Source organism: Pseudomonas sp. FP1154 (assembly GCF_030687245.1).
GTDB classification, from domain to species: Bacteria; Pseudomonadota; Gammaproteobacteria; order Pseudomonadales; family Pseudomonadaceae; genus Aquipseudomonas; species Aquipseudomonas rhizophila.
Genome location: NZ_CP117465.1, coordinates 907,654 through 925,248 on the forward strand (window position 1 = coordinate 907,654; position 17,595 = coordinate 925,248).

The window sequence follows — 17,595 nt, forward strand, 5'->3', positions numbered from 1 at the left end:
ATTCCTCACTAGGAGAATTGAACTCATGGCACACAAAAAAGCTGGTGGTAGTACCCGTAACGGTCGCGACTCAGAAGCCAAACGCCTTGGCGTCAAGATGTATGGCGGCCAGGCTATCAAAGCGGGCAACATCATCGTGCGTCAGCGCGGCACCCAATTCCACGCTGGCTACGGCGTAGGTATGGGTAAGGATCACACCCTCTTCGCTAAAGTCGAAGGCGTGATCAAGTTCGAAGTAAAAGGCGCCTTCGGTCGTCGTTACGTAAGCGTTATCGCAGCTTAATTGCGAGACCGCTGGAAAAGCCCTGTCTTGCGACGGGGCTTTTTCGTTTGTGGGGTGAGTCTCTTGCAAAACTGTTTGTATGGGCTGTCGGCGCTGCGGTTGGGGCGTGTCATCAGGTCGCTGCGCTCATTTTTGCAAGAGTCTTATGTCTTGTTTTTTTGGCTCGTCCGTATGGCGAGAGGCGTGTGTCATGAAGTTTGTTGATGAAGTATCGATTCGAGTAAAGGCCGGCGACGGCGGCAATGGTTGCATGAGTTTCCGTCGAGAAAAATTCATTGAGAACGGTGGTCCGAACGGTGGTGATGGCGGCGATGGCGGCTCGATCTACATGCTCGCCGACGAAAACCTCAACACCCTGGTGGACTACCGTTATACCCGTCACTTCGATGCCGAGCGTGGCTCCAATGGCGGCAGCACCGACTGCACCGGCAAAAAGGGCGAAGACCTGATCCTGCGCGTGCCGGTCGGCACCACGGTGATCGACTCCGCCACCCAGGAAGTCATTGGCGACCTGACCAAGGCTGGCCAGCGTCTGCTGGTGGCCCATGGTGGCTGGCACGGTCTGGGTAACACCCGTTTCAAGTCCAGTACCAACCGTGCGCCGCGCCAGACCACGCCAGGCAAGCCAGGCGAGCAGCGTGACCTGAAGCTGGAAATGAAAGTGCTGGCCGACGTGGGCCTGCTGGGTCTGCCGAACGCCGGCAAGAGCACCTTCATTCGCTCGGTATCGGCAGCCAAGCCGAAAGTCGCCGATTACCCGTTCACCACCCTGGTGCCGAACCTGGGCGTGGTCAGTGTCGACCGCTGGAAGAGCTTTGTGGTTGCGGACATTCCGGGGCTGATCGAAGGTGCGTCCGATGGCGCCGGCCTGGGGATTCGCTTCCTCAAGCACTTGTCCCGTACCCGGCTGTTGCTGCACCTCGTGGACATGGCGCCGCTGGATGAAACCAGTGCTGCTGATGCGGCCGAAGTCATTGTCAGCGAGCTGACCAAGTTCAGCCCGGCCCTGGCAGAGCGTGATCGCTGGTTGGTGCTGAACAAGTGCGACCAGATCCTCGAAGAAGAGCACGAGGAGCGGGTCAAGGAAATCGTCGATCGCCTGGAGTGGGAAGGTCCGGTCTACGTGATCTCGGCCATTGCCAAAGAAGGCACCGAGCGCCTGTGCCACGACATCATGCGTTACATGGAAGATCGTGCCGATCGCCTGGCCAATGACCCTGCCTACAAGGAAGAACTGGCCGAGCTCGATCAGCGTATCGAAGACGAGGCGCGTGCTCAGTTGCAGGCGCTGGATGATCAGCGTGCCCTGCGTCGCAGCGGCGTGAAGTCGGTCCATGACATCGGTGACGACGATTGGGACGAAGAAGACGTGGATGACGAAGACGGTCCGGAAATCATCTACGTTCGCGACTGATCGTGTGCTGATGTCACTCAGTTGAAGCCAGGACCTGTGGGGGCGAGCTTGCTCGCGATAGCGGTGTGACAGCCGGTATCAATATTGCTGACCCAATGCAATCGCGAGCAAGCTCGCTCCCACAGGTTTAAGTGTTTCAGCGCGGTGTTATCATCGCAACCAGCCAGTTTCCAAGGCGCCGCTCATTCGAGCGGCGTTTTGGTATCTGTAAAACGCAAATACGAATAATCTCATGGGCGGTGCTGGGTCGCGCCGTTCGCTGGCAAAGGTTGAAGATGATGCGGAGCAAGGTGACGGGTGCGCAGCGCTGGGTCGTGAAGATCGGCAGCGCATTGCTGACGGCGGATGGCAAGGGCTTGGATCGCAAGGCAATGGCGGTGTGGGTCGAGCAGATGGTGGCTTTGCATGAGGCTGGCGTCGAACTGGTCTTGGTCTCTTCGGGGGCTGTAGCCGCTGGCATGAGCCGGTTGGGCTGGACATCGCGACCCAGCGCGATGCACGAGTTGCAGGCCGCTGCCGCCATCGGTCAGATGGGGCTGGTGCAGGCCTGGGAGTCGAGCTTTGCCGAGCACGGTCGCCATACGGCGCAGATCCTGCTGACCCATGACGACCTGTCCGACCGCAAGCGCTACCTCAATGCTCGCAGTACCTTGCGGGCGCTGGTCGAGCTGAAAGTCATCCCGGTGATCAACGAAAACGACACTGTGGTTACCGACGAGATTCGTTTCGGCGACAACGACACTCTGGCCGCGTTAGTGGCGAACCTGGTGGAGGCGGACCTGCTGGTGATTCTCACGGATCGCGACGGTATGTTCGACGCCGACCCGCGCAACAATCCTGATGCCAAGCTGATCTACGAAGCCCGTGCCGATGATCCGGCGCTGGACGCGGTGGCAGGCGGTACCGGTGGTGCGCTGGGGCGTGGCGGCATGCAGACCAAGCTGCGCGCCGCCCGTCTGGCTGCTCGCTCCGGGGCTCACACCATCATTGTCGGTGGTCGGCTGGAGCGAGTGCTGGATCGCCTGAAGGCGGGCGAGCGCATTGGCACGTTGCTGTCCCCTGAGCGCGGTATGTTGGCGGCCCGGAAGCAATGGCTGGCCGGGCATCTGCAAACCCGTGGCACGCTGGTGCTGGATGCGGGGGCGGTGTCGGCGCTGTCCCAGGGCAATAAAAGTCTGCTGCCGGTGGGCGTGAAGCTGGTCCAGGGCAGTTTTCGTCGCGGCGAAATGGTGGTGTGCGTGGCGCCGGATGGTCGCGAAATCGCTCGCGGCCTGGCCAACTACAGCGCGCTCGAAGCACAAAAAATCATCGGTCAATCGTCTGATGCGATTGTCGGTCTGTTGGGTTACATGGCCGAGCCAGAGCTGGTTCACCGTGACAACCTGATTCTCGTCTAAGGAAAAATCATGGGTTTGGCAAAAGGATTGATCGGCTTGCTGGTGGCATTGCCGCTGCTGGCCTCGGCCGAGGAAATTGGCCAGGTGTCGACGGTGTTCAAGTTTGTCGGGCCAAATGACCGGATCGTCGTTGAGGCCTTCGATGATCCGAAGGTGGGCGGGGTGACGTGTTATCTGTCCCGGGCCAAGACCGGTGGTGTGAAGGGCGGCCTGGGTCTGGCTGAGGATCGCGCCGAGGCATCCATTGCCTGCCGCCAGGTCGGTCCCATCAGCTTCAAGGGGGAGCTCAAGGACGGCGAGGAGGTGTTCAGGGAGCGCACGTCGTTGGTATTCAAGACCATGCAGGTGGTGCGCTTCCTCGACAAGAAGCGTAATACGCTGGTGTACCTGGTCTACAGCGACCGTGTGATCGAAGGCAGTCCGCAGAATGCGGTGACGGCGATCCCGATCCTGCCGTGGGCTCGTACCCAATAACCTGACGCAAATCCCAGTGTGGGAGCGAGCCTGCTCGCGATAGCTATATAACAGTCAGCTTGTATTGAGTGTTAGTCAGCTATCGCGAGCAGGCTCGCTCCCACATTTTTTGCGATATGTGTGGTAAATCCCAGGCAATAAAAAACCGACCCTAAGGTCGGTTTTTTAACGAGCGCGTCGCTTAGGCAGCAGCGGCAACGTTCAGGGCCTTTACGTGGCCATTCAGGCGGCTCTTATGGCGAGCAGCCTTGTTCTTGTGGATGATGCCTTTATCGGCCATACGGTCGATAACTGGCACAGCCAGAACGTAAGCAGCTTGTGCTTTTTCAGCGTCTTTTGCGTCGATGGCCTTAACTACGTTTTTGATGTAGGTACGGACCATGGAACGCAGGCTGGCGTTGTGGCTGCGACGCTTCTCAGCCTGTTTTGCACGTTTTTTGGCGGAAGGTGTGTTGGCCACCGTCGAGCTCCTCGAAAGACTTTTTAGGAAATAGCAAACAAAATAGGCCGCGAATCATGCCGATGAGTTGATGTCTTGTCAAGGGCGGGTGACGCGTTCCGCTGAATGGCAGGTACAACGCACCGGATGATTTCTTTCCGGCGTGCGACCTGTAAACTCGCGGGCTTTGGCTCTGCACTGTTTAGCGGCGCGGAGTATCGCATAAGTGGGCGCGTTGTTCGCCTGCTGTTTATCGACAGGCAAAAACTCTTTTCATGAATCTGCTCAAATCGTTGGCTGCCGTCAGCTCTATCACGATGCTTTCACGCGTCCTGGGGTTCGTTCGTGACACGCTGATCGCTCGGATATTCGGTGCCGGGATGGCCACCGACGCCTTCTTCATCGCCTTCAAGTTGCCCAATCTGTTGCGGCGAATCTTCGCCGAAGGGGCGTTTTCCCAAGCCTTCGTGCCGATCCTGGCGGAATATAAAAGCCAGAAAGGCGACGAAGCGACCCGCACGTTCATTGCCTACGTCACGGGTTTGCTGACGCTGGTGCTGGCGCTGGTTACGGTCGCCGGCATGCTCGCCGCGCCCTGGGTGATCTGGGCCACGGCACCGGGTTTTACCGATACCCCGGAAAAATTCCAGCTCACCTCGGACCTGTTGCGGGTGACCTTTCCTTATATATTGCTGATTTCCCTGTCGTCCCTGGCCGGGGCGATCCTCAATACCTGGAACCGTTTCTCGGTGCCGGCCTTCGTGCCGACCCTGCTCAACGTCAGCATGATCGTCTTTGCGGTGTTCCTGACGCCGTACTTCGACCCGCCGGTGATGGCACTTGGTTGGGCGGTGCTGGTGGGTGGCCTGGCGCAGTTGCTGTATCAGCTGCCTCACCTGAAGAAAATCGGCATGCTGGTGCTGCCGCGCCTGAATCTGCGCGACAGCGGCGTGTGGCGGGTGATGAAGCAGATGTTGCCGGCGATCCTCGGGGTTTCGGTGAGTCAGATTTCCCTGATCATCAACACCATTTTCGCCTCGTTCCTGGTGGCCGGCTCGGTGTCGTGGATGTACTACGCCGACCGCCTCATGGAGTTGCCGTCCGGTGTGTTGGGCGTGGCCCTGGGCACGATCCTGTTGCCGACCCTGGCCAAGACTTACGCCAGCCAGGACCGCCAGGAGTACTCGCGCATCCTCGACTGGGGCCTGCGCCTGTGCTTCGTGCTGGTGTTGCCTTGTGCCCTGGCGCTGGGCATCCTGGCCGAGCCGCTGACCGTCTCGTTGTTCCAGTACGGCCAGTTCAACGCTTTTGACGCGCTGATGACCCAGCGTGCGCTGATCGCTTACTCGGTGGGCTTGCTCGGGATCATTGTGATCAAGGTGCTGGCGCCAGGCTTCTACGCCCAGCAGAACATTCGCACGCCGGTGAAAATCGCCATTTTTACCCTGGTGATGACCCAATTGTTCAACCTGTTGCTGATCGGCCCGCTGGCCCACGCTGGCCTGGCCCTGGCGATCAGTGCCGGCGCGTGTCTCAACGCCGGGCTGCTGTTTTACCAACTGCGCAAGCAGAAGATGTATCAGCCGCAGCCGGGCTGGGGCAAGTTCGGCCTCAAGCTGCTGGTGGCCGTGGGGGTGATGTCGGCGGTGCTGCTGGGGGCGATGCATTTCATGCCAGCCTGGGGTGAAGGACAGATGCTCGAGCGTTTCCTGCGCCTGGGTGTACTGGTCGCGGCGGGTGTGGTGGCGTATTTCGGCATGCTGCTGCTGATGGGCTTTCGCCTGCGCGACTTCAACCGCAAGGGCTTGAGCTGAGGGGTTTACCCTCGATAATCCCGGGCCGGGCAGTGGTTTTGTCGGCTCGATCACTTTGGGTTACGGTGTTGCCTGTCGTCGGCCGCCGGGTGTGGTTATAATCGGCCACTTTATGAGCAAGAAGCGCGTTATGCAGCTGGTTCGAGGCCTCCACAACCTGCGCCCCCAGCATCGGGGCTGTGTCGCCACTATTGGCAACTTTGACGGTGTTCACCGTGGCCACCAGGCTATCCTGGCGCGGTTGCGCGAGCGTGCCCAGGAATTGGGCGTGCCCAGTTGCGTGGTGATCTTCGAGCCGCAACCCCGGGAATTTTTCGCCCCGGACACCGCGCCGGCCCGTCTGGCCCGGCTGCGGGACAAGCTGCATCTGCTGGCCGCCGAAGGCGTCGACCGGGTCTTGTGCCTGGCCTTCAATCAGCGCCTGAGCAAGCTCAGTGCCGCCGAATTCGTCGAGACCATCCTGGTGGGCGGTCTGGACATAAAACATCTGGAAGTCGGTGATGATTTCCGTTTCGGCTGCGACCGGGCAGGGGATTTCGATTACCTGCAACAGGCCGGCAAGGCCCGGGGCTTTACCGTCGAAGCGGCGCAGACCGTCGAGATGGATGGCATGCGCGTCAGCAGTACCCAGGTCCGCAATGCCCTGGCGGCTGCCGACTTCGAATTGGCCGAGCGTTTGCTCGGCCGGCCGTACCGGATTGCCGGACGGATCCTGCACGGGCAGAAACTGGCGCGCCAACTGGGCACGCCGACGGCCAACGTGCAACTCAAGCGTCGTCGTGTACCGCTGACCGGGGTGTTCCTGGTGAGTGTCGAGATCGACGGCAAGACCTGGCCCGGTGTCGCCAATATCGGCGTCCGGCCCACGGTCCAGGGGGATGGCAAGGCCCACCTCGAAGTACATGTTCTGGATTTTGCCGGCGATCTGTATGACCGGCGTTTGACGGTGGTTTTCCACCAAAAGCTGCGTGAAGAGCAGCGTTTTGCCTCTCTGGAGGCGCTCAAGACGGCGATCCATGCAGATATCGCCGCCGCCCGTGCCCTTGTCGCAACCAGCGCCAATCGCTAATGAAGAGCCTTAAATGACCGACTATAAAGCCACGCTAAACCTTCCGGACACCGCCTTCCCTATGAAGGCCGGCCTGCCTCAGCGCGAACCACAGATTCTGCAGCGTTGGGACAGCATTGGCCTGTACGGAAAGTTGCGCGAGATTGGCAAGGATCGTCCGAAGTTCGTCCTGCACGACGGCCCTCCGTACGCCAACGGCACGATCCACATCGGTCACGCGCTGAACAAGATTCTCAAGGACATGATCGTGCGCTCCAAGACCCTGTCGGGTTTCGACGCGCCGTATATCCCGGGCTGGGATTGCCATGGCCTGCCGATCGAGCACAAGGTTGAAGTGACCCACGGCAAGAACCTGGGCGCGGACAAGACCCGCGAATTGTGCCGTGCCTACGCCACCGAGCAGATCGAAGGGCAGAAGTCCGAATTCATCCGCCTCGGCGTGCTGGGCGACTTCGCCAACCCTTACAAGACCATGGACTTCAAAAACGAAGCCGGCGAAATCCGGGCCTTGGCGAAAATCGTCGAGGGCGGCTTTGTGTTCAAGGGCCTCAAGCCCGTGAACTGGTGCTTCGATTGCGGTTCGGCCTTGGCCGAGGCGGAAGTCGAGTACGAAAACAAGAAGTCGTCGACCATCGACGTCGCGTTCCCGATCGCCGATGAAGACAAGCTCGCCGCCGCTTTCGGCCTGGGCAAGCTGAGCAAACCGGCGTCGATCGTGATCTGGACCACCACCCCGTGGACCATCCCGGCCAACCAGGCGTTGAACGTTCACCCGGAATTCAACTACGCCCTGGTCGATGTTGGCGACAGGCTGCTGGTATTGGCCGAAGAACTGGTCGAGTCCTGCCTGGCCCGCTACAACCTCGAAGGCTCGGTGCTGGCTACCGCGCCAGGTTCGACGCTGGAACTGATCAATTTCCGTCATCCGTTCTATGACCGCCTGTCGCCGGTGTACCTGGCCGACTACGTAGAGCTGGGCGCAGGCACTGGTGTGGTTCACTCCGCGCCGGCCTATGGCGTTGACGACTTCGTGACCTGCAAGAAGTACGGCATGGTCAACGACGACATCCTCAACCCGGTACAGAGCAATGGCGTGTACGTGCCGTCGCTGGAGTTCTTTGGCGGCCAGTTCATCTGGAAAGCCAACCCGGCCATCGTCGACAAGCTGACCGAAGTCGGCGCGCTGCTGCACACCACCGTCATCGAACACAGCTACATGCACTGCTGGCGCCACAAGACCCCGCTGATCTACCGCGCCACCGCGCAGTGGTTCATCGGCATGGACAAGCAGCCAACCACTGGCGACACCCTGCGCCAGCGCTCCCTCAAAGCCATCGAGGACACCAAGTTCGTGCCGGCCTGGGGCCAGGCGCGCCTGCACTCGATGATCGCCAACCGTCCTGACTGGTGCATCTCCCGCCAGCGCAATTGGGGCGTGCCGATCCCGTTCTTCCTGAACAAGGAAAGCGGCGAACTGCACCCACGCACCGTCGAACTGATGGAAGAGGTGGCCAAGCGCGTCGAAGTCGAAGGCATCGAAGCCTGGTTCAAGATGGACGCCGCCGAACTGTTGGGCGACGAAGCGCCGCTGTACGACAAGATCAGCGACACCCTGGACGTCTGGTTCGATTCCGGCACCACCCACTGGCATGTGCTGCGTGGCTCGCACCCGATGGGCCATGAAACCGGCCCGCGTGCCGACCTGTACCTGGAAGGTTCGGACCAGCATCGCGGCTGGTTCCACTCCTCGTTGCTGACCGGTTGCGCCATCGACAACCACGCACCGTACCGCGAGTTGCTGACCCACGGCTTCACCGTCGATGAGTCCGGCCGCAAGATGTCCAAGTCCCTGGGCAACGTGATCGCCCCGCAGAAGGTCAACGACACCCTGGGCGCCGACATCATGCGCTTGTGGGTCGCCTCCACCGACTATTCCGGCGAGATGGCCGTTTCCGAGCAGATCCTGCAGCGCAGCGCGGACGCCTACCGGCGGATCCGTAACACCGCGCGCTTCCTGCTCTCGAACCTGACCGGTTTCAACCCGGCCACCGACCTGCTGCCAGCCGAAGAAATGCTCGCGTTGGACCGCTGGGCCGTGGACCGTACCCTGTTGCTGCAACGCGAATTGCAGGAGCATTACGGTGAGTATCGTTTCTGGAACGTCTACTCCAAGATCCACAACTTCTGCGTGCAGGAGCTGGGTGGTTTCTACCTCGACATCATCAAGGACCGTCAGTACACCACTGGCGCCAACAGCAAGGCGCGCCGTTCGTGCCAGACCGCGCTGTTCCACATCAGCGAAGCCCTGGTGCGCTGGATCGCGCCGATCCTGGCATTCACCGCCGACGAGCTGTGGCAGTACCTGCCGGGCGAGCGCAACGAGTCGGTGATGCTCAACACCTGGTACGAAGGCCTGACCGAACTGCCGCAAGGTTTCGAGCTGGACCGTGCCTATTGGGACCGGATCATGGCGGTCAAGGCGGCGGTCAACAAGGAAATGGAGATCCAGCGCGCGGCCAAGGCCGTCGGTGGCAACCTGCAGGCCGAAGTGACGCTCTACGCCGAAGAAGCCCTGAGTGCCGATCTGGCCAAGCTGAGCAACGAGCTGCGTTTCGTGCTGATCACTTCCACCGCCAGTGTCGCACCGTTGGTGCAGGCGCCGGCCGATGCGGTCGTCACTGAAGTCAGCGGCCTGAAGCTGAAGATCGTCAAGTCGAACCACACCAAGTGCGCCCGTTGCTGGCACTGCCGCGAAGACGTCGGCGTGAGTCCGGAGCATCCGGAGATCTGCGGCCGTTGCGTCGACAACATCAGCGGCACTGGTGAGGTTCGTCACTATGCCTAGTGCGTCTAACGTGGCGAGCCGTTTCGGCCGGCTGAGCTGGCTGTGGTTGAGCTTGCTGGTGCTGGTCATTGACCAGGCCAGCAAGTTCCACTTCGAAAACTCGCTGACCATGTACCAGCAGATCGTGGTCATCCCCGACTACTTCAGCTGGACCCTGGCTTACAACACGGGCGCGGCGTTCAGCTTCCTGGCCGACAGTTCGGGCTGGCAGCGCTGGCTGTTCGCCCTGATCGCTGTCGTGGTCAGCGGCGTGCTGGTGGTCTGGCTCAAACGCCTGGGTCGCGATGAGACCTGGCTCGCCGTGGCGCTGGCATTGGTGCTTGGGGGCGCGCTGGGCAATCTTTATGACCGGATTGCCTTGGGCCACGTGATCGATTTCATCCTGGTGCATTGGCAGAACCGCTGGTACTTCCCGGCGTTCAACTTTGCCGACAGCGCCATCACCGTGGGCGCCGTAATGCTCGCCCTGGACATGTTCAAGAGCAAGAAACCCGGAGAAGCCGTCCATGACTGAGCAGCGTATCGCTCAAAACACTGAAGTGAAGCTTCACTTCGCCCTGCACCTGGAAAACGGCGACACCGTCGACAGCACCTTTGACAAGGCTCCGGCCGTGTTCAAGGTTGGCGACGGCAACCTGCTGCCGGGCTTCGAGGCGGCGATCTTCGGTTTCAAGGCCGGTGACAAGCGCACCGTGGTGGTTCCACCGGAAAACGCCTTTGGTCAGCCCAACCCGCAAAACGTGCAGACCATGCCACGCTCCCAGTTCCAGGACATGGAACTGTCCGAAGGGTTGCTGGTGATCTTCAACGATGCGGCCAATACCGAACTGCCGGGCGTGGTGAAGGCGTTCGACGACGCCCAGGTGACCGTGGACTTCAATCATCCGTTGGCGGGCAAGACCTTGAACTTCGAAGTGGAAATCATCGAAGTGAAGGCAGTTGAGATTTAACGGCAGTTACCGCCCCCACCATACCTGTGGGAGCGAGCCTGCTCGCGATGGCTGAATCACAGCCACCATCGAGTTGACTGTTCTGCCGCATCGCGAGCAGGCTCGCTCCCACAGACACGAGGCACAGCATGCAAATCAAACTCGCCAACCCCCGTGGCTTCTGCGCCGGCGTGGACCGGGCGATCGAAATCGTCAACCGCGCCCTGGAAGTTTTCGGGCCGCCCATCTATGTGCGCCATGAAGTGGTCCACAACAAATTTGTCGTCGAAGACCTGCGTAGCCGCGGGGCGATCTTCGTCGAGGAACTGGACCAGGTGCCAGACGACGTCATCGTGATCTTCAGTGCCCACGGGGTTTCCCAGGCAGTGCGTACCGAAGCCGCCGGCCGTGGCCTGAAGGTATTCGACGCGACCTGCCCCTTGGTGACCAAGGTCCATATCGAAGTGGCCCGTTACAGCCGTGACGGTCGTGAGTGCATTCTGATCGGCCACGAGGGCCATCCGGAAGTCGAAGGCACCATGGGCCAGTACGACGCCAGCAATGGTGGCGCGATCTACCTGGTCGAGGATGAAGAGGACGTCGCCGCCCTTCAGGTGCGTAACCCGGAAAAGCTGGCGTTTGTCACCCAGACCACCCTGTCCATGGACGATACCAGTCGAGTGATCGACGCCCTGCGTGCGCGCTTCCCGGCCATCGGTGGGCCACGCAAGGATGACATCTGCTACGCCACCCAGAATCGTCAGGATGCGGTCAAGCAACTGGCCGACGAGTGTGATGTCGTGCTGGTAGTCGGTAGCCCGAACAGCTCCAACTCCAATCGCCTGCGTGAGCTGGCCGAGCGCATGTCCACTCCGGCGTACCTGATCGACGGCGCTGAAGACATGCAGCGCAGCTGGTTTGACGGCGTCGAGCGTATCGGCATTACCGCCGGTGCTTCAGCGCCGGAAGTGTTGGTGCGCGGCGTGATCCAGCAACTGCAGGCCTGGGGGGCAACCGGTGCCGATGAATTGTCCGGTCGCGAGGAGAACGTCACCTTCTCCATGCCCAAGGAACTACGCGTGCGCTCCTTGCTTTGAGTCCATTTCGCACAAGGCCTGCTCGGTTTTCTCGCTGCGCAGGCTGACGCGGCCGCTGCGCGACAGGACCACCTGGTGGTGACTGACCGGCTTATGGTGTGCACAAACGTGTAACGTTCCCGCCTGAAATGCGCCGCTGGGCAGGAGCGGCTCCCCCTGGCTTGCGAATCTCACCGAGTGTTTTACCGGCCCGTTGCCAATGATTCGAGCATGGCGGCTGTGCTGCGTCAGCAGTTGCTGGTCATCGCCGTCCAGCATGATTTGCCAGCCCAGGCTCCAATCGTTGTCTATTCCTTGAATCGTCACTGTCCGATTGCGCGTGATTGCTTCGCTGCGGGCGCTGCGCAGACCGCTGGCCAGCAGCCGTGCGGCGTCGTCGCGGTCAGTGGATTCCACCAGGGCTTTGTATCCGGAACCGGCCCACGGCAGAACAATCGCGGCAATCGCCAGTCCCATGAGCAGTTCGATCAGGCTAAAGCCCTGTTGATACATGACGTCTCCTCCCTGGAGGGCTTGTTGTAGAGAGGGAGCAAGCTCCCTCGCCACAGGCAGTCGTTTGTTCTAGCGTGTAGAAGCAGGTATAGCCAATGGCGACGGAGGGCATCGATGGATCTTCGTACAAAAGGTTTCACGCTGATTGAGGTGCTGGTCGCCCTTGGCGTGCTGCTGCTCCTGATCACCCTGGCGGTACCGGCCCTTACCGGTTCGGTGCAGGGCACCAAGGCCGATACCGATATTGACGACCTGCGCCGGGCACTGAACTTCGCCCGGATGACGGCGATCGACCGTGGTGTCACCACACGGATTCGCCCCACGGTCCAGGGCAGCGTATGGAGCAGCGAGCTGACGGTGTATGACAGTACTGGCGCTGAGCCCAATGTATTGCGGGTTGTTCCAGCGATGAGCAGCGGCGCGACTCTGACGCTAACCTCAGACGTGACCAGCATTGATTTCAACAACCTCGGCGGGTTGTCGGCACCGGCCACGCCGGTGACTTTCAATTATGTAAGGGGGGCGCAGAGCAGGACACTGAGTGTTTGCCTCAATGGACGAATCGTATTGGGTGGAAGTTGCGGATGAAGGGTTGCAGTAAACAGGCACAGGATGGCATGACACTGATCGAGGTGCTGGTGGCGGTGCTGATTCTTGGCGTGGGCTTGCTGGGAGCGGCGATGGTTCAGCTCAATGCCCTCAAATATACCGACAGCTCGCGCATGACCAGCCAGGCCAGCTTCATCGCCTACGACATGCTCGACCGCATTCGTGCCAACTCCGGCGCCGATTACACGGTTACGCCGCCCAGTTCACCCAATCTCAACGTAGCCCGGGACCAGGATCTCTACGATTTCAAGACCAACATCGTCAGCTTCGGCGGCGCCACGGCCACCGGCACTGTTGCGCTGCACCAGCGGGTCTACACCATTACCATCTCCTGGGATGACGCCCGGGCCGCCAACACGACCAACGCCGCCGAGGCGCGACGCAGTTTCGTGCTGACCAGTCGCGTCGCCGTCGACCCACCCGGGGCGACGCCATGAACAGGCATTGCCGGGGATTCGGCCTGATTGAGCTGATGATCGCTTTGGTGCTCAGCCTGATTGTCGTGCTGGGTGTGGTGCAGATTTTCATCGCCGCCAAAAACACCTACGTCAGCCAGGGTGCGGCGGCGGTGATGCAGGAGGATGCGCGGTTCGCTCTGAGCAAGATGGTCCAGGAGCTTCGTATGGTGGGCATGTTCGGTTGCCTGGAGACCGTCCTCGACGCGTCCTCGGCGGGGGATTTCAATGCCAGCAAGGTCACGCCGATCAGCTGGGACAATGCCAATCTGAAGCTGACCCTGGTGACGACGGATGTCGGCAACAGCGGCGGCGTGCCGACCTGGACCGTGATCTCGGATTGTCGCAACACGGCGACCGCCTATACCGGGGCGCGGATACCGGCGGCCGGGCAAATGGCGTTTCCGATACGGCGGCTGGTCTACAGTTTCAGCAATAACCAGTTGTTGATGGGCACCGGGGCTGGCAACCCGACCCAGGCGGTGCTGGTGGATAACGTCCGGGCATTCGATGTGACATTTGGGGTGGCCAGCAGCGCGACAGACATCGCGGCATCGAGCTACAGCCGCAACCCGAGCAATCCGGCCCTGATCCGCAGCGTGCGCCTGACCCTCACGCTCTTTGATCCGAAGAACAACGTGCGTGAGCAGACCTTCAACGTGGTTGCCGCTTTGCGCAACCGGCTTCTGTGAGGGCGACTGATGAATTCAACGCCCATCAAGCATCGCCAGCGCGGTATGGCATTGCTGGTCAGCCTGGTTTTCCTGCTGCTCCTGACGCTGATCGGCCTGTCGTCGATGCAGAGCGCCACCCTTCAGGAAAAAATGACCAGTAGCGTCATGCTACGCAACCAGTCCTTCCAGTTGGCCGAGGCAGCGCTGCGGGTTGGTGAAAGCGCGGTACAGGCCGAGGCCTACTCCCTGCCGGTGTGTACCACCGCGACCCAGTGTGCGCCGCCGGCTGAATCGGCAACCCTCACGACGGCCGGGCGCAATTCATCGTCGGGGGTGACCTGGATCGCCGTCCCTGGCGGGTTCTATGGCGTGCAGAATCTGGGCACCACGCTGACGGCGGTCAACGTGCCGATCAATACGTCGGCGACGCTGTACCGGATCACGGCGGTGGCCGTGGTGGGAAATAACCAGCGCAGCGTCGTGGAGAGCATCTATGCGAAATATTAAGGTGCGTCGCGATTGGAAGCAGGCGTTGTGGGGTGTGCTGCTCAGCCTGTACCTGGCTGCACCGGCCTATGCTTTCACGCCTTCGGATTCGCCGTTGCTGAGTGCCGCCGCAGTCACGCCCAACGTGATGCTGCTGATCGATGACTCGGGGAGTATGAACAACATCATTTGGGCGTCGGGGTTTGATCCGACGGTGACGCAAACGCGCACTTATGCATGCAGCGCCAGTAGCAATTGCAACGATAGGTATGAACTGGATCTGGATGACTCGAACATTCTGTTAATGAGCCTGTTGCGGGGCGGTTGCTCGTCTGGCTGGTACGGTTTCTACCGGCCCGGCCTTGGTCGGATCTGTCTGCGGCTGCCAGACCCGGTGGGTGGGGGCGATACACGCTACACCGCCAAGTACCTGGCGTATCTGGTAACCCTGGCCAACGGCTCGAACCGGGACTACACCAATGGCTCAATCCCCAGGGATTATCGAATCAACGTGGCACGGGATGTCTCCAACGACCTGGTCGCCAACAACCGTGCCTTGCGCATCGGGCTTGCCACCTTCAATCCTCCCAACTTCAGCAACTCCGGCCCGGGGGGCTACATCGCCCGTGTCGTCAGCGATCTGTCACCCGTCAGCGGCAGCGTGACCCAGACCCAGGCCAACGCCAACTACAGTGCCCTGATCAACGCCATCAACGGTCTGGGCGCGGTCGCCAATACGCCATTGGCCGAGAGCTATTACGAGGTCACCCGTTATTTCAGGGGCATGGCGCCGTACCACAACAATAGCCCCAGCACCTACACCAGCCCGATCCAGTACCGGTGCCAGAAGAATTTCGGTGTGGTGATCACCGACGGCTTGCCCACCTACGACCGTACCTTTCCCACCAACGATCCGTTAGGCGGATCCCGTCTGCCGAACTGGGATGGCATCAGTACCAACGATGGTGCTGACCGCAACGGTGACGCTGAGGGCGATACGCTTTATCTGGACGATATCGCCAAGTTCGCTTTCGACATCGACATGCGTTCCACCGGCACCGACGTCACTGGCCAGAGCTGGAATGCCACGGATTTTCCCCGGCAGTACCTCAATACCTACACCGTGGGTTTTGCCGTCACCAATACGATGCTGTCCGACGCCGCTCGCTACGGCGCGGGTAAATATTATCCAGCGTCCGACAGCGAAGGCCTGAACTCGGCCTTGTCATCGGCCTTGAGTGACATCACCTCCAAGGCCGGATCGGGGGGCGGCGGCACCACCAACGGTGCAACGTTGTCCACCACCTCCAGCTATTACCAGACCACCTATGACCCCAAGGACTGGCGAGGCACCATCCGCGCATTCGGTTTTACCTCGGCGGGGACGGTCGATACGGCGGCCGTGCAATGGACCACCAACACCAGCATCGTGCCGGGTGCCACGGCACCGACCTATCAGTCCTGGAACACCGCGACCAACACGCCGGTAACCTTGGCCTACGGCAACTTTTCACCGGCCCAGCAAACCAGCCTCAGCCAGGGCCTGCCCACGGGGATCACCGGCAGCGATCTGGTGGAATGGAGCAAAGGTGTCAATAAAACCGGGCTGAAGGTGCGCAGCGCGTTGCTGGGGGACATTATCAACTCGCCACTGCTCCTGGCCTCGCCGAACGACCAGACCGCCTCGGACCTGCTGAACGACACCAGCTACAGCACTTACCTGGCAACCAAGGCGGCGAACATGAACGCCAATCTCGTGGTGAATGCCAACGATGGTTTCTTCAGCGTCATCAACAGCGCAAACGGCACGCGGCGTTACGCTTATATGCCCTCGAGCGTCCTGCCCTCGTTGCGGGACATCGCTGACACCAATTACATCAACGGCGTGAGTCACAAGTTCCTGGTGGATGGGCAGATCGGCGTATTCGATGCGCAATTGGGCAATGCCTGGAAGACCGTTGCCCTGGGCGGGACCGGAGCCGGGGGCAAAGCGTTCTATGCGGTGCAATTGTTCGACGCAGCGGCAGGCAATGCGCTCCGGGCGTTGTGGGAAATCAGCGCACCGACCGTCGCCAATACGGCCAACGCCTTCAATGACCTGGGCTACGCCTATGCGCGTCCCGAAGTCGCGCGCCTGGCCGATGGTCGCTGGGCCGCGTTCATCGCCAATGGCTATGGCAGCAACACCGGCGTGGCGGCGCTGTACGTGGTGGATATCCGAGATGGTTCGCTGATCAGGAAAATCACGGTCAATAACAGCGAGACGGGTAACGGCCTGTCGTCGGTCAAGCTTCGGGTCAATTCCCAGAACGTGGTGCAGGCCGCGTACGGTGGCGACTTGAAAGGGCGGATGTGGAAATTCGACCTCAGCGGCACTTCCCCCACCGCCTGGGGCGTTGCGTTTGCCGGGCAGCCGTTGTTCACCGCGCCCGGTGGTGCAACCCAGCCCATCACCGTCCAGCCGTTGCTGGCGGAAAACCCTCAGGGCGGGACCCAGGTTTTTTTCGGCACGGGCAAATTCAACGAAGCGGTGGACAAGCTCAATAAGGATCTGCAGGGGTTCTATTCGATCTGGGACGCCGTCGGCGGTACCGGACAAATCCCGGTTTCGAGCCTGCAAGCCCAGTCGATCACCGGGGTGTTCTCAGGCAGCACCGGGCAATTCGTGACGACCAGCCAGACCGACGTGACGTATCCTGCAAAAAATGGCTGGTATCTGCCCTTGGTGTACAACAACGCATTGACTGGGGAACGGGTGATCAACCCGGCCAGTCTGGTGCTCGGGCGCGTGGTTTTCACCACGGCCGCGGTGGACACCACCGATCCCTGCGCCAGCTTTGGTACTGGCAAACTGATCGAGGTGGATGCGTTCAACGGTAAGATGCTCAACTACGCGGTGCTCGACACCAACGGTGACGGCATGCTCAACAGCCTCGACACGGTCTCCAGCGGAGTGATTTTCACGGGCGGGATCCCGACCTTGAGCGCTGTCGTCAGTGCCAACGGGGCCACCAACATGATCGTGAACGACTCCGGTGGCGGTATCACCGACCTGCTGGGGAAATCCGTCGGCGGCAGCCGCCGCATCATGTGGCGGCAAATACAATGAGAGATAAGG

17 protein-coding genes are annotated in these 17,595 nt (G+C 60.7%); 15 read left to right on the forward strand and 2 right to left on the reverse strand.

The window, feature by feature from the left end; translation table 11 throughout:
* The first annotated feature begins 25 nt into the window (after nucleotides 1-25).
* The 4 genes from rpmA (at nucleotide 26) to PSH91_RS04020 (ending at nucleotide 3,568) form a co-directional block, all read left to right on the forward strand.
* A complete protein-coding gene (gene rpmA, locus PSH91_RS04005) occupies nucleotides 26-283 on the forward strand; it encodes a 50S ribosomal protein L27 (RefSeq protein WP_003205738.1) in 258 nt (85 codons plus the stop codon).
* A gap of 190 nt (nucleotides 284-473) precedes the next feature.
* Entirely contained in the window at nucleotides 474-1,697 is a 1,224-nt protein-coding gene (gene cgtA / locus PSH91_RS04010; protein WP_047230163.1) for an Obg family GTPase CgtA, read from the forward strand.
* A gap of 278 nt (nucleotides 1,698-1,975) precedes the next feature.
* A complete protein-coding gene (gene proB / locus PSH91_RS04015) occupies nucleotides 1,976-3,094 on the forward strand; it encodes a glutamate 5-kinase (RefSeq protein WP_047230164.1) in 1,119 nt (372 codons plus the stop codon).
* Between the two features lie 9 nt (nucleotides 3,095-3,103).
* Complete coding sequence (locus PSH91_RS04020) at nucleotides 3,104-3,568, forward strand: CreA family protein (RefSeq protein ID WP_305467372.1); 465 nt, start codon at nucleotides 3,104-3,106, stop codon at nucleotides 3,566-3,568.
* 181 nt (nucleotides 3,569-3,749) lie between these two features.
* On the opposite strand, the gene rpsT is transcribed toward PSH91_RS04020, so the two are convergent.
* Entirely contained in the window at nucleotides 3,750-4,028 is a 279-nt protein-coding gene (rpsT, locus tag PSH91_RS04025; protein ID WP_003185593.1) for a 30S ribosomal protein S20, read from the reverse strand.
* Between the two features lie 254 nt (nucleotides 4,029-4,282).
* On the opposite strand from rpsT, the gene murJ reads away from it, so the two are divergent.
* The 6 genes from murJ (at nucleotide 4,283) to ispH (ending at nucleotide 11,761) form a co-directional block, all read left to right on the forward strand.
* The gene (murJ, locus tag PSH91_RS04030) at nucleotides 4,283-5,821 is read left to right on the forward strand and encodes a murein biosynthesis integral membrane protein MurJ (RefSeq protein ID WP_076386390.1); all 1,539 of its coding nucleotides are present in this window, start codon (nucleotides 4,283-4,285) and stop codon (nucleotides 5,819-5,821) included.
* A gap of 130 nt (nucleotides 5,822-5,951) precedes the next feature.
* Nucleotides 5,952-6,890 carry a bifunctional riboflavin kinase/FAD synthetase gene (gene ribF, locus PSH91_RS04035; protein ID WP_047230167.1) on the forward strand — a complete coding sequence of 313 codons (939 nt, stop codon included), beginning with the start codon at nucleotides 5,952-5,954 and terminating at the stop codon, nucleotides 6,888-6,890.
* Nucleotides 6,891-6,903: 13 nt separating this feature from the next.
* Nucleotides 6,904-9,735 carry an isoleucine--tRNA ligase gene (gene ileS, locus PSH91_RS04040; protein ID WP_305467374.1) on the forward strand — a complete coding sequence of 944 codons (2,832 nt, stop codon included), beginning with the start codon at nucleotides 6,904-6,906 and terminating at the stop codon, nucleotides 9,733-9,735.
* Nucleotides 9,728-10,249 (forward strand): signal peptidase II, encoded by a 522-nt coding sequence (gene lspA / locus PSH91_RS04045; RefSeq protein ID WP_047230169.1) that lies wholly within the window; start codon nucleotides 9,728-9,730, stop codon nucleotides 10,247-10,249. Before ileS ends, lspA begins: the two co-directional genes overlap by 8 nt.
* Nucleotides 10,242-10,685, forward strand: a complete 444-nt coding sequence (gene fkpB / locus PSH91_RS04050) for an FKBP-type peptidyl-prolyl cis-trans isomerase (protein WP_281459551.1) — start codon at nucleotides 10,242-10,244, stop codon at nucleotides 10,683-10,685. Before lspA ends, fkpB begins: the two co-directional genes overlap by 8 nt.
* Nucleotides 10,686-10,813: 128 nt before the next feature.
* The gene (gene ispH / locus PSH91_RS04055; protein ID WP_047230171.1) at nucleotides 10,814-11,761 is read left to right on the forward strand and encodes a 4-hydroxy-3-methylbut-2-enyl diphosphate reductase; all 948 of its coding nucleotides are present in this window, start codon (nucleotides 10,814-10,816) and stop codon (nucleotides 11,759-11,761) included.
* Here the strand turns inward: ispH and PSH91_RS04060 are convergent.
* A complete protein-coding gene (locus tag PSH91_RS04060) occupies nucleotides 11,738-12,253 on the reverse strand; it encodes a GspH/FimT family pseudopilin (protein WP_305467377.1) in 516 nt (171 codons plus the stop codon). The two genes, ispH and PSH91_RS04060, sit on opposite strands and share 24 nt — an antisense overlap.
* A 114-nt stretch (nucleotides 12,254-12,367) precedes the next feature.
* Here PSH91_RS04060 and PSH91_RS04065 point away from each other — a divergent pair, with 114 nt between their 5' ends.
* Genes PSH91_RS04065 through PSH91_RS04085 form a run of 5 tightly spaced genes read left to right on the forward strand, consistent with a single transcriptional unit; the run spans nucleotide 12,368 to nucleotide 17,586 of the window.
* The gene (locus PSH91_RS04065) at nucleotides 12,368-12,841 is read left to right on the forward strand and encodes a GspH/FimT family protein (protein ID WP_047230173.1); all 474 of its coding nucleotides are present in this window, start codon (nucleotides 12,368-12,370) and stop codon (nucleotides 12,839-12,841) included.
* Complete coding sequence (pilV, locus tag PSH91_RS04070) at nucleotides 12,838-13,299, forward strand: type IV pilus modification protein PilV (RefSeq protein WP_047230174.1); 462 nt, start codon at nucleotides 12,838-12,840, stop codon at nucleotides 13,297-13,299. Before PSH91_RS04065 ends, pilV begins: the two co-directional genes overlap by 4 nt.
* On the forward strand, nucleotides 13,296-14,009 hold the full coding sequence (locus PSH91_RS04075; RefSeq protein WP_160893358.1) for a PilW family protein: 714 nt from the start codon (nucleotides 13,296-13,298) through the stop codon (nucleotides 14,007-14,009). The genes pilV and PSH91_RS04075 overlap by 4 nt, the downstream gene beginning before the upstream one ends.
* Before the next feature lie 9 nt (nucleotides 14,010-14,018).
* Nucleotides 14,019-14,498 carry a PilX N-terminal domain-containing pilus assembly protein gene (locus tag PSH91_RS04080; RefSeq protein ID WP_076386379.1) on the forward strand — a complete coding sequence of 160 codons (480 nt, stop codon included), beginning with the start codon at nucleotides 14,019-14,021 and terminating at the stop codon, nucleotides 14,496-14,498.
* Entirely contained in the window at nucleotides 14,485-17,586 is a 3,102-nt protein-coding gene (locus PSH91_RS04085) for a pilus assembly protein (RefSeq protein ID WP_160893360.1), read from the forward strand. Before PSH91_RS04080 ends, PSH91_RS04085 begins: the two co-directional genes overlap by 14 nt.
* Nucleotides 17,587-17,595 lie beyond the last annotated feature (9 nt).

Coding starts and splice junctions, on each gene's coding strand:
- rpmA (WP_003205738.1), top strand. CDS start 26: ATGGCACACAAAAAAGCTGGTGGTAGTACCCGTAACGGTCGCGACTCA.
- cgtA (WP_047230163.1), top strand. CDS start 474: ATGAAGTTTGTTGATGAAGTATCGATTCGAGTAAAGGCCGGCGACGGC.
- proB (WP_047230164.1), top strand. CDS start 1,976: ATGCGGAGCAAGGTGACGGGTGCGCAGCGCTGGGTCGTGAAGATCGGC.
- PSH91_RS04020 (WP_305467372.1), top strand. CDS start 3,104: ATGGGTTTGGCAAAAGGATTGATCGGCTTGCTGGTGGCATTGCCGCTG.
- murJ (WP_076386390.1), top strand. CDS start 4,283: ATGAATCTGCTCAAATCGTTGGCTGCCGTCAGCTCTATCACGATGCTT.
- ribF (WP_047230167.1), top strand. CDS start 5,952: ATGCAGCTGGTTCGAGGCCTCCACAACCTGCGCCCCCAGCATCGGGGC.
- ileS (WP_305467374.1), top strand. CDS start 6,904: ATGACCGACTATAAAGCCACGCTAAACCTTCCGGACACCGCCTTCCCT.
- lspA (WP_047230169.1), top strand. CDS start 9,728: ATGCCTAGTGCGTCTAACGTGGCGAGCCGTTTCGGCCGGCTGAGCTGG.
- fkpB (WP_281459551.1), top strand. CDS start 10,242: ATGACTGAGCAGCGTATCGCTCAAAACACTGAAGTGAAGCTTCACTTC.
- ispH (WP_047230171.1), top strand. CDS start 10,814: ATGCAAATCAAACTCGCCAACCCCCGTGGCTTCTGCGCCGGCGTGGAC.
- PSH91_RS04060 (WP_305467377.1), bottom strand. CDS start 12,253: ATGTATCAACAGGGCTTTAGCCTGATCGAACTGCTCATGGGACTGGCG.
- PSH91_RS04065 (WP_047230173.1), top strand. CDS start 12,368: ATGGATCTTCGTACAAAAGGTTTCACGCTGATTGAGGTGCTGGTCGCC.
- pilV (WP_047230174.1), top strand. CDS start 12,838: ATGAAGGGTTGCAGTAAACAGGCACAGGATGGCATGACACTGATCGAG.
- PSH91_RS04075 (WP_160893358.1), top strand. CDS start 13,296: ATGAACAGGCATTGCCGGGGATTCGGCCTGATTGAGCTGATGATCGCT.
- PSH91_RS04080 (WP_076386379.1), top strand. CDS start 14,019: ATGAATTCAACGCCCATCAAGCATCGCCAGCGCGGTATGGCATTGCTG.
- PSH91_RS04085 (WP_160893360.1), top strand. CDS start 14,485: ATGCGAAATATTAAGGTGCGTCGCGATTGGAAGCAGGCGTTGTGGGGT.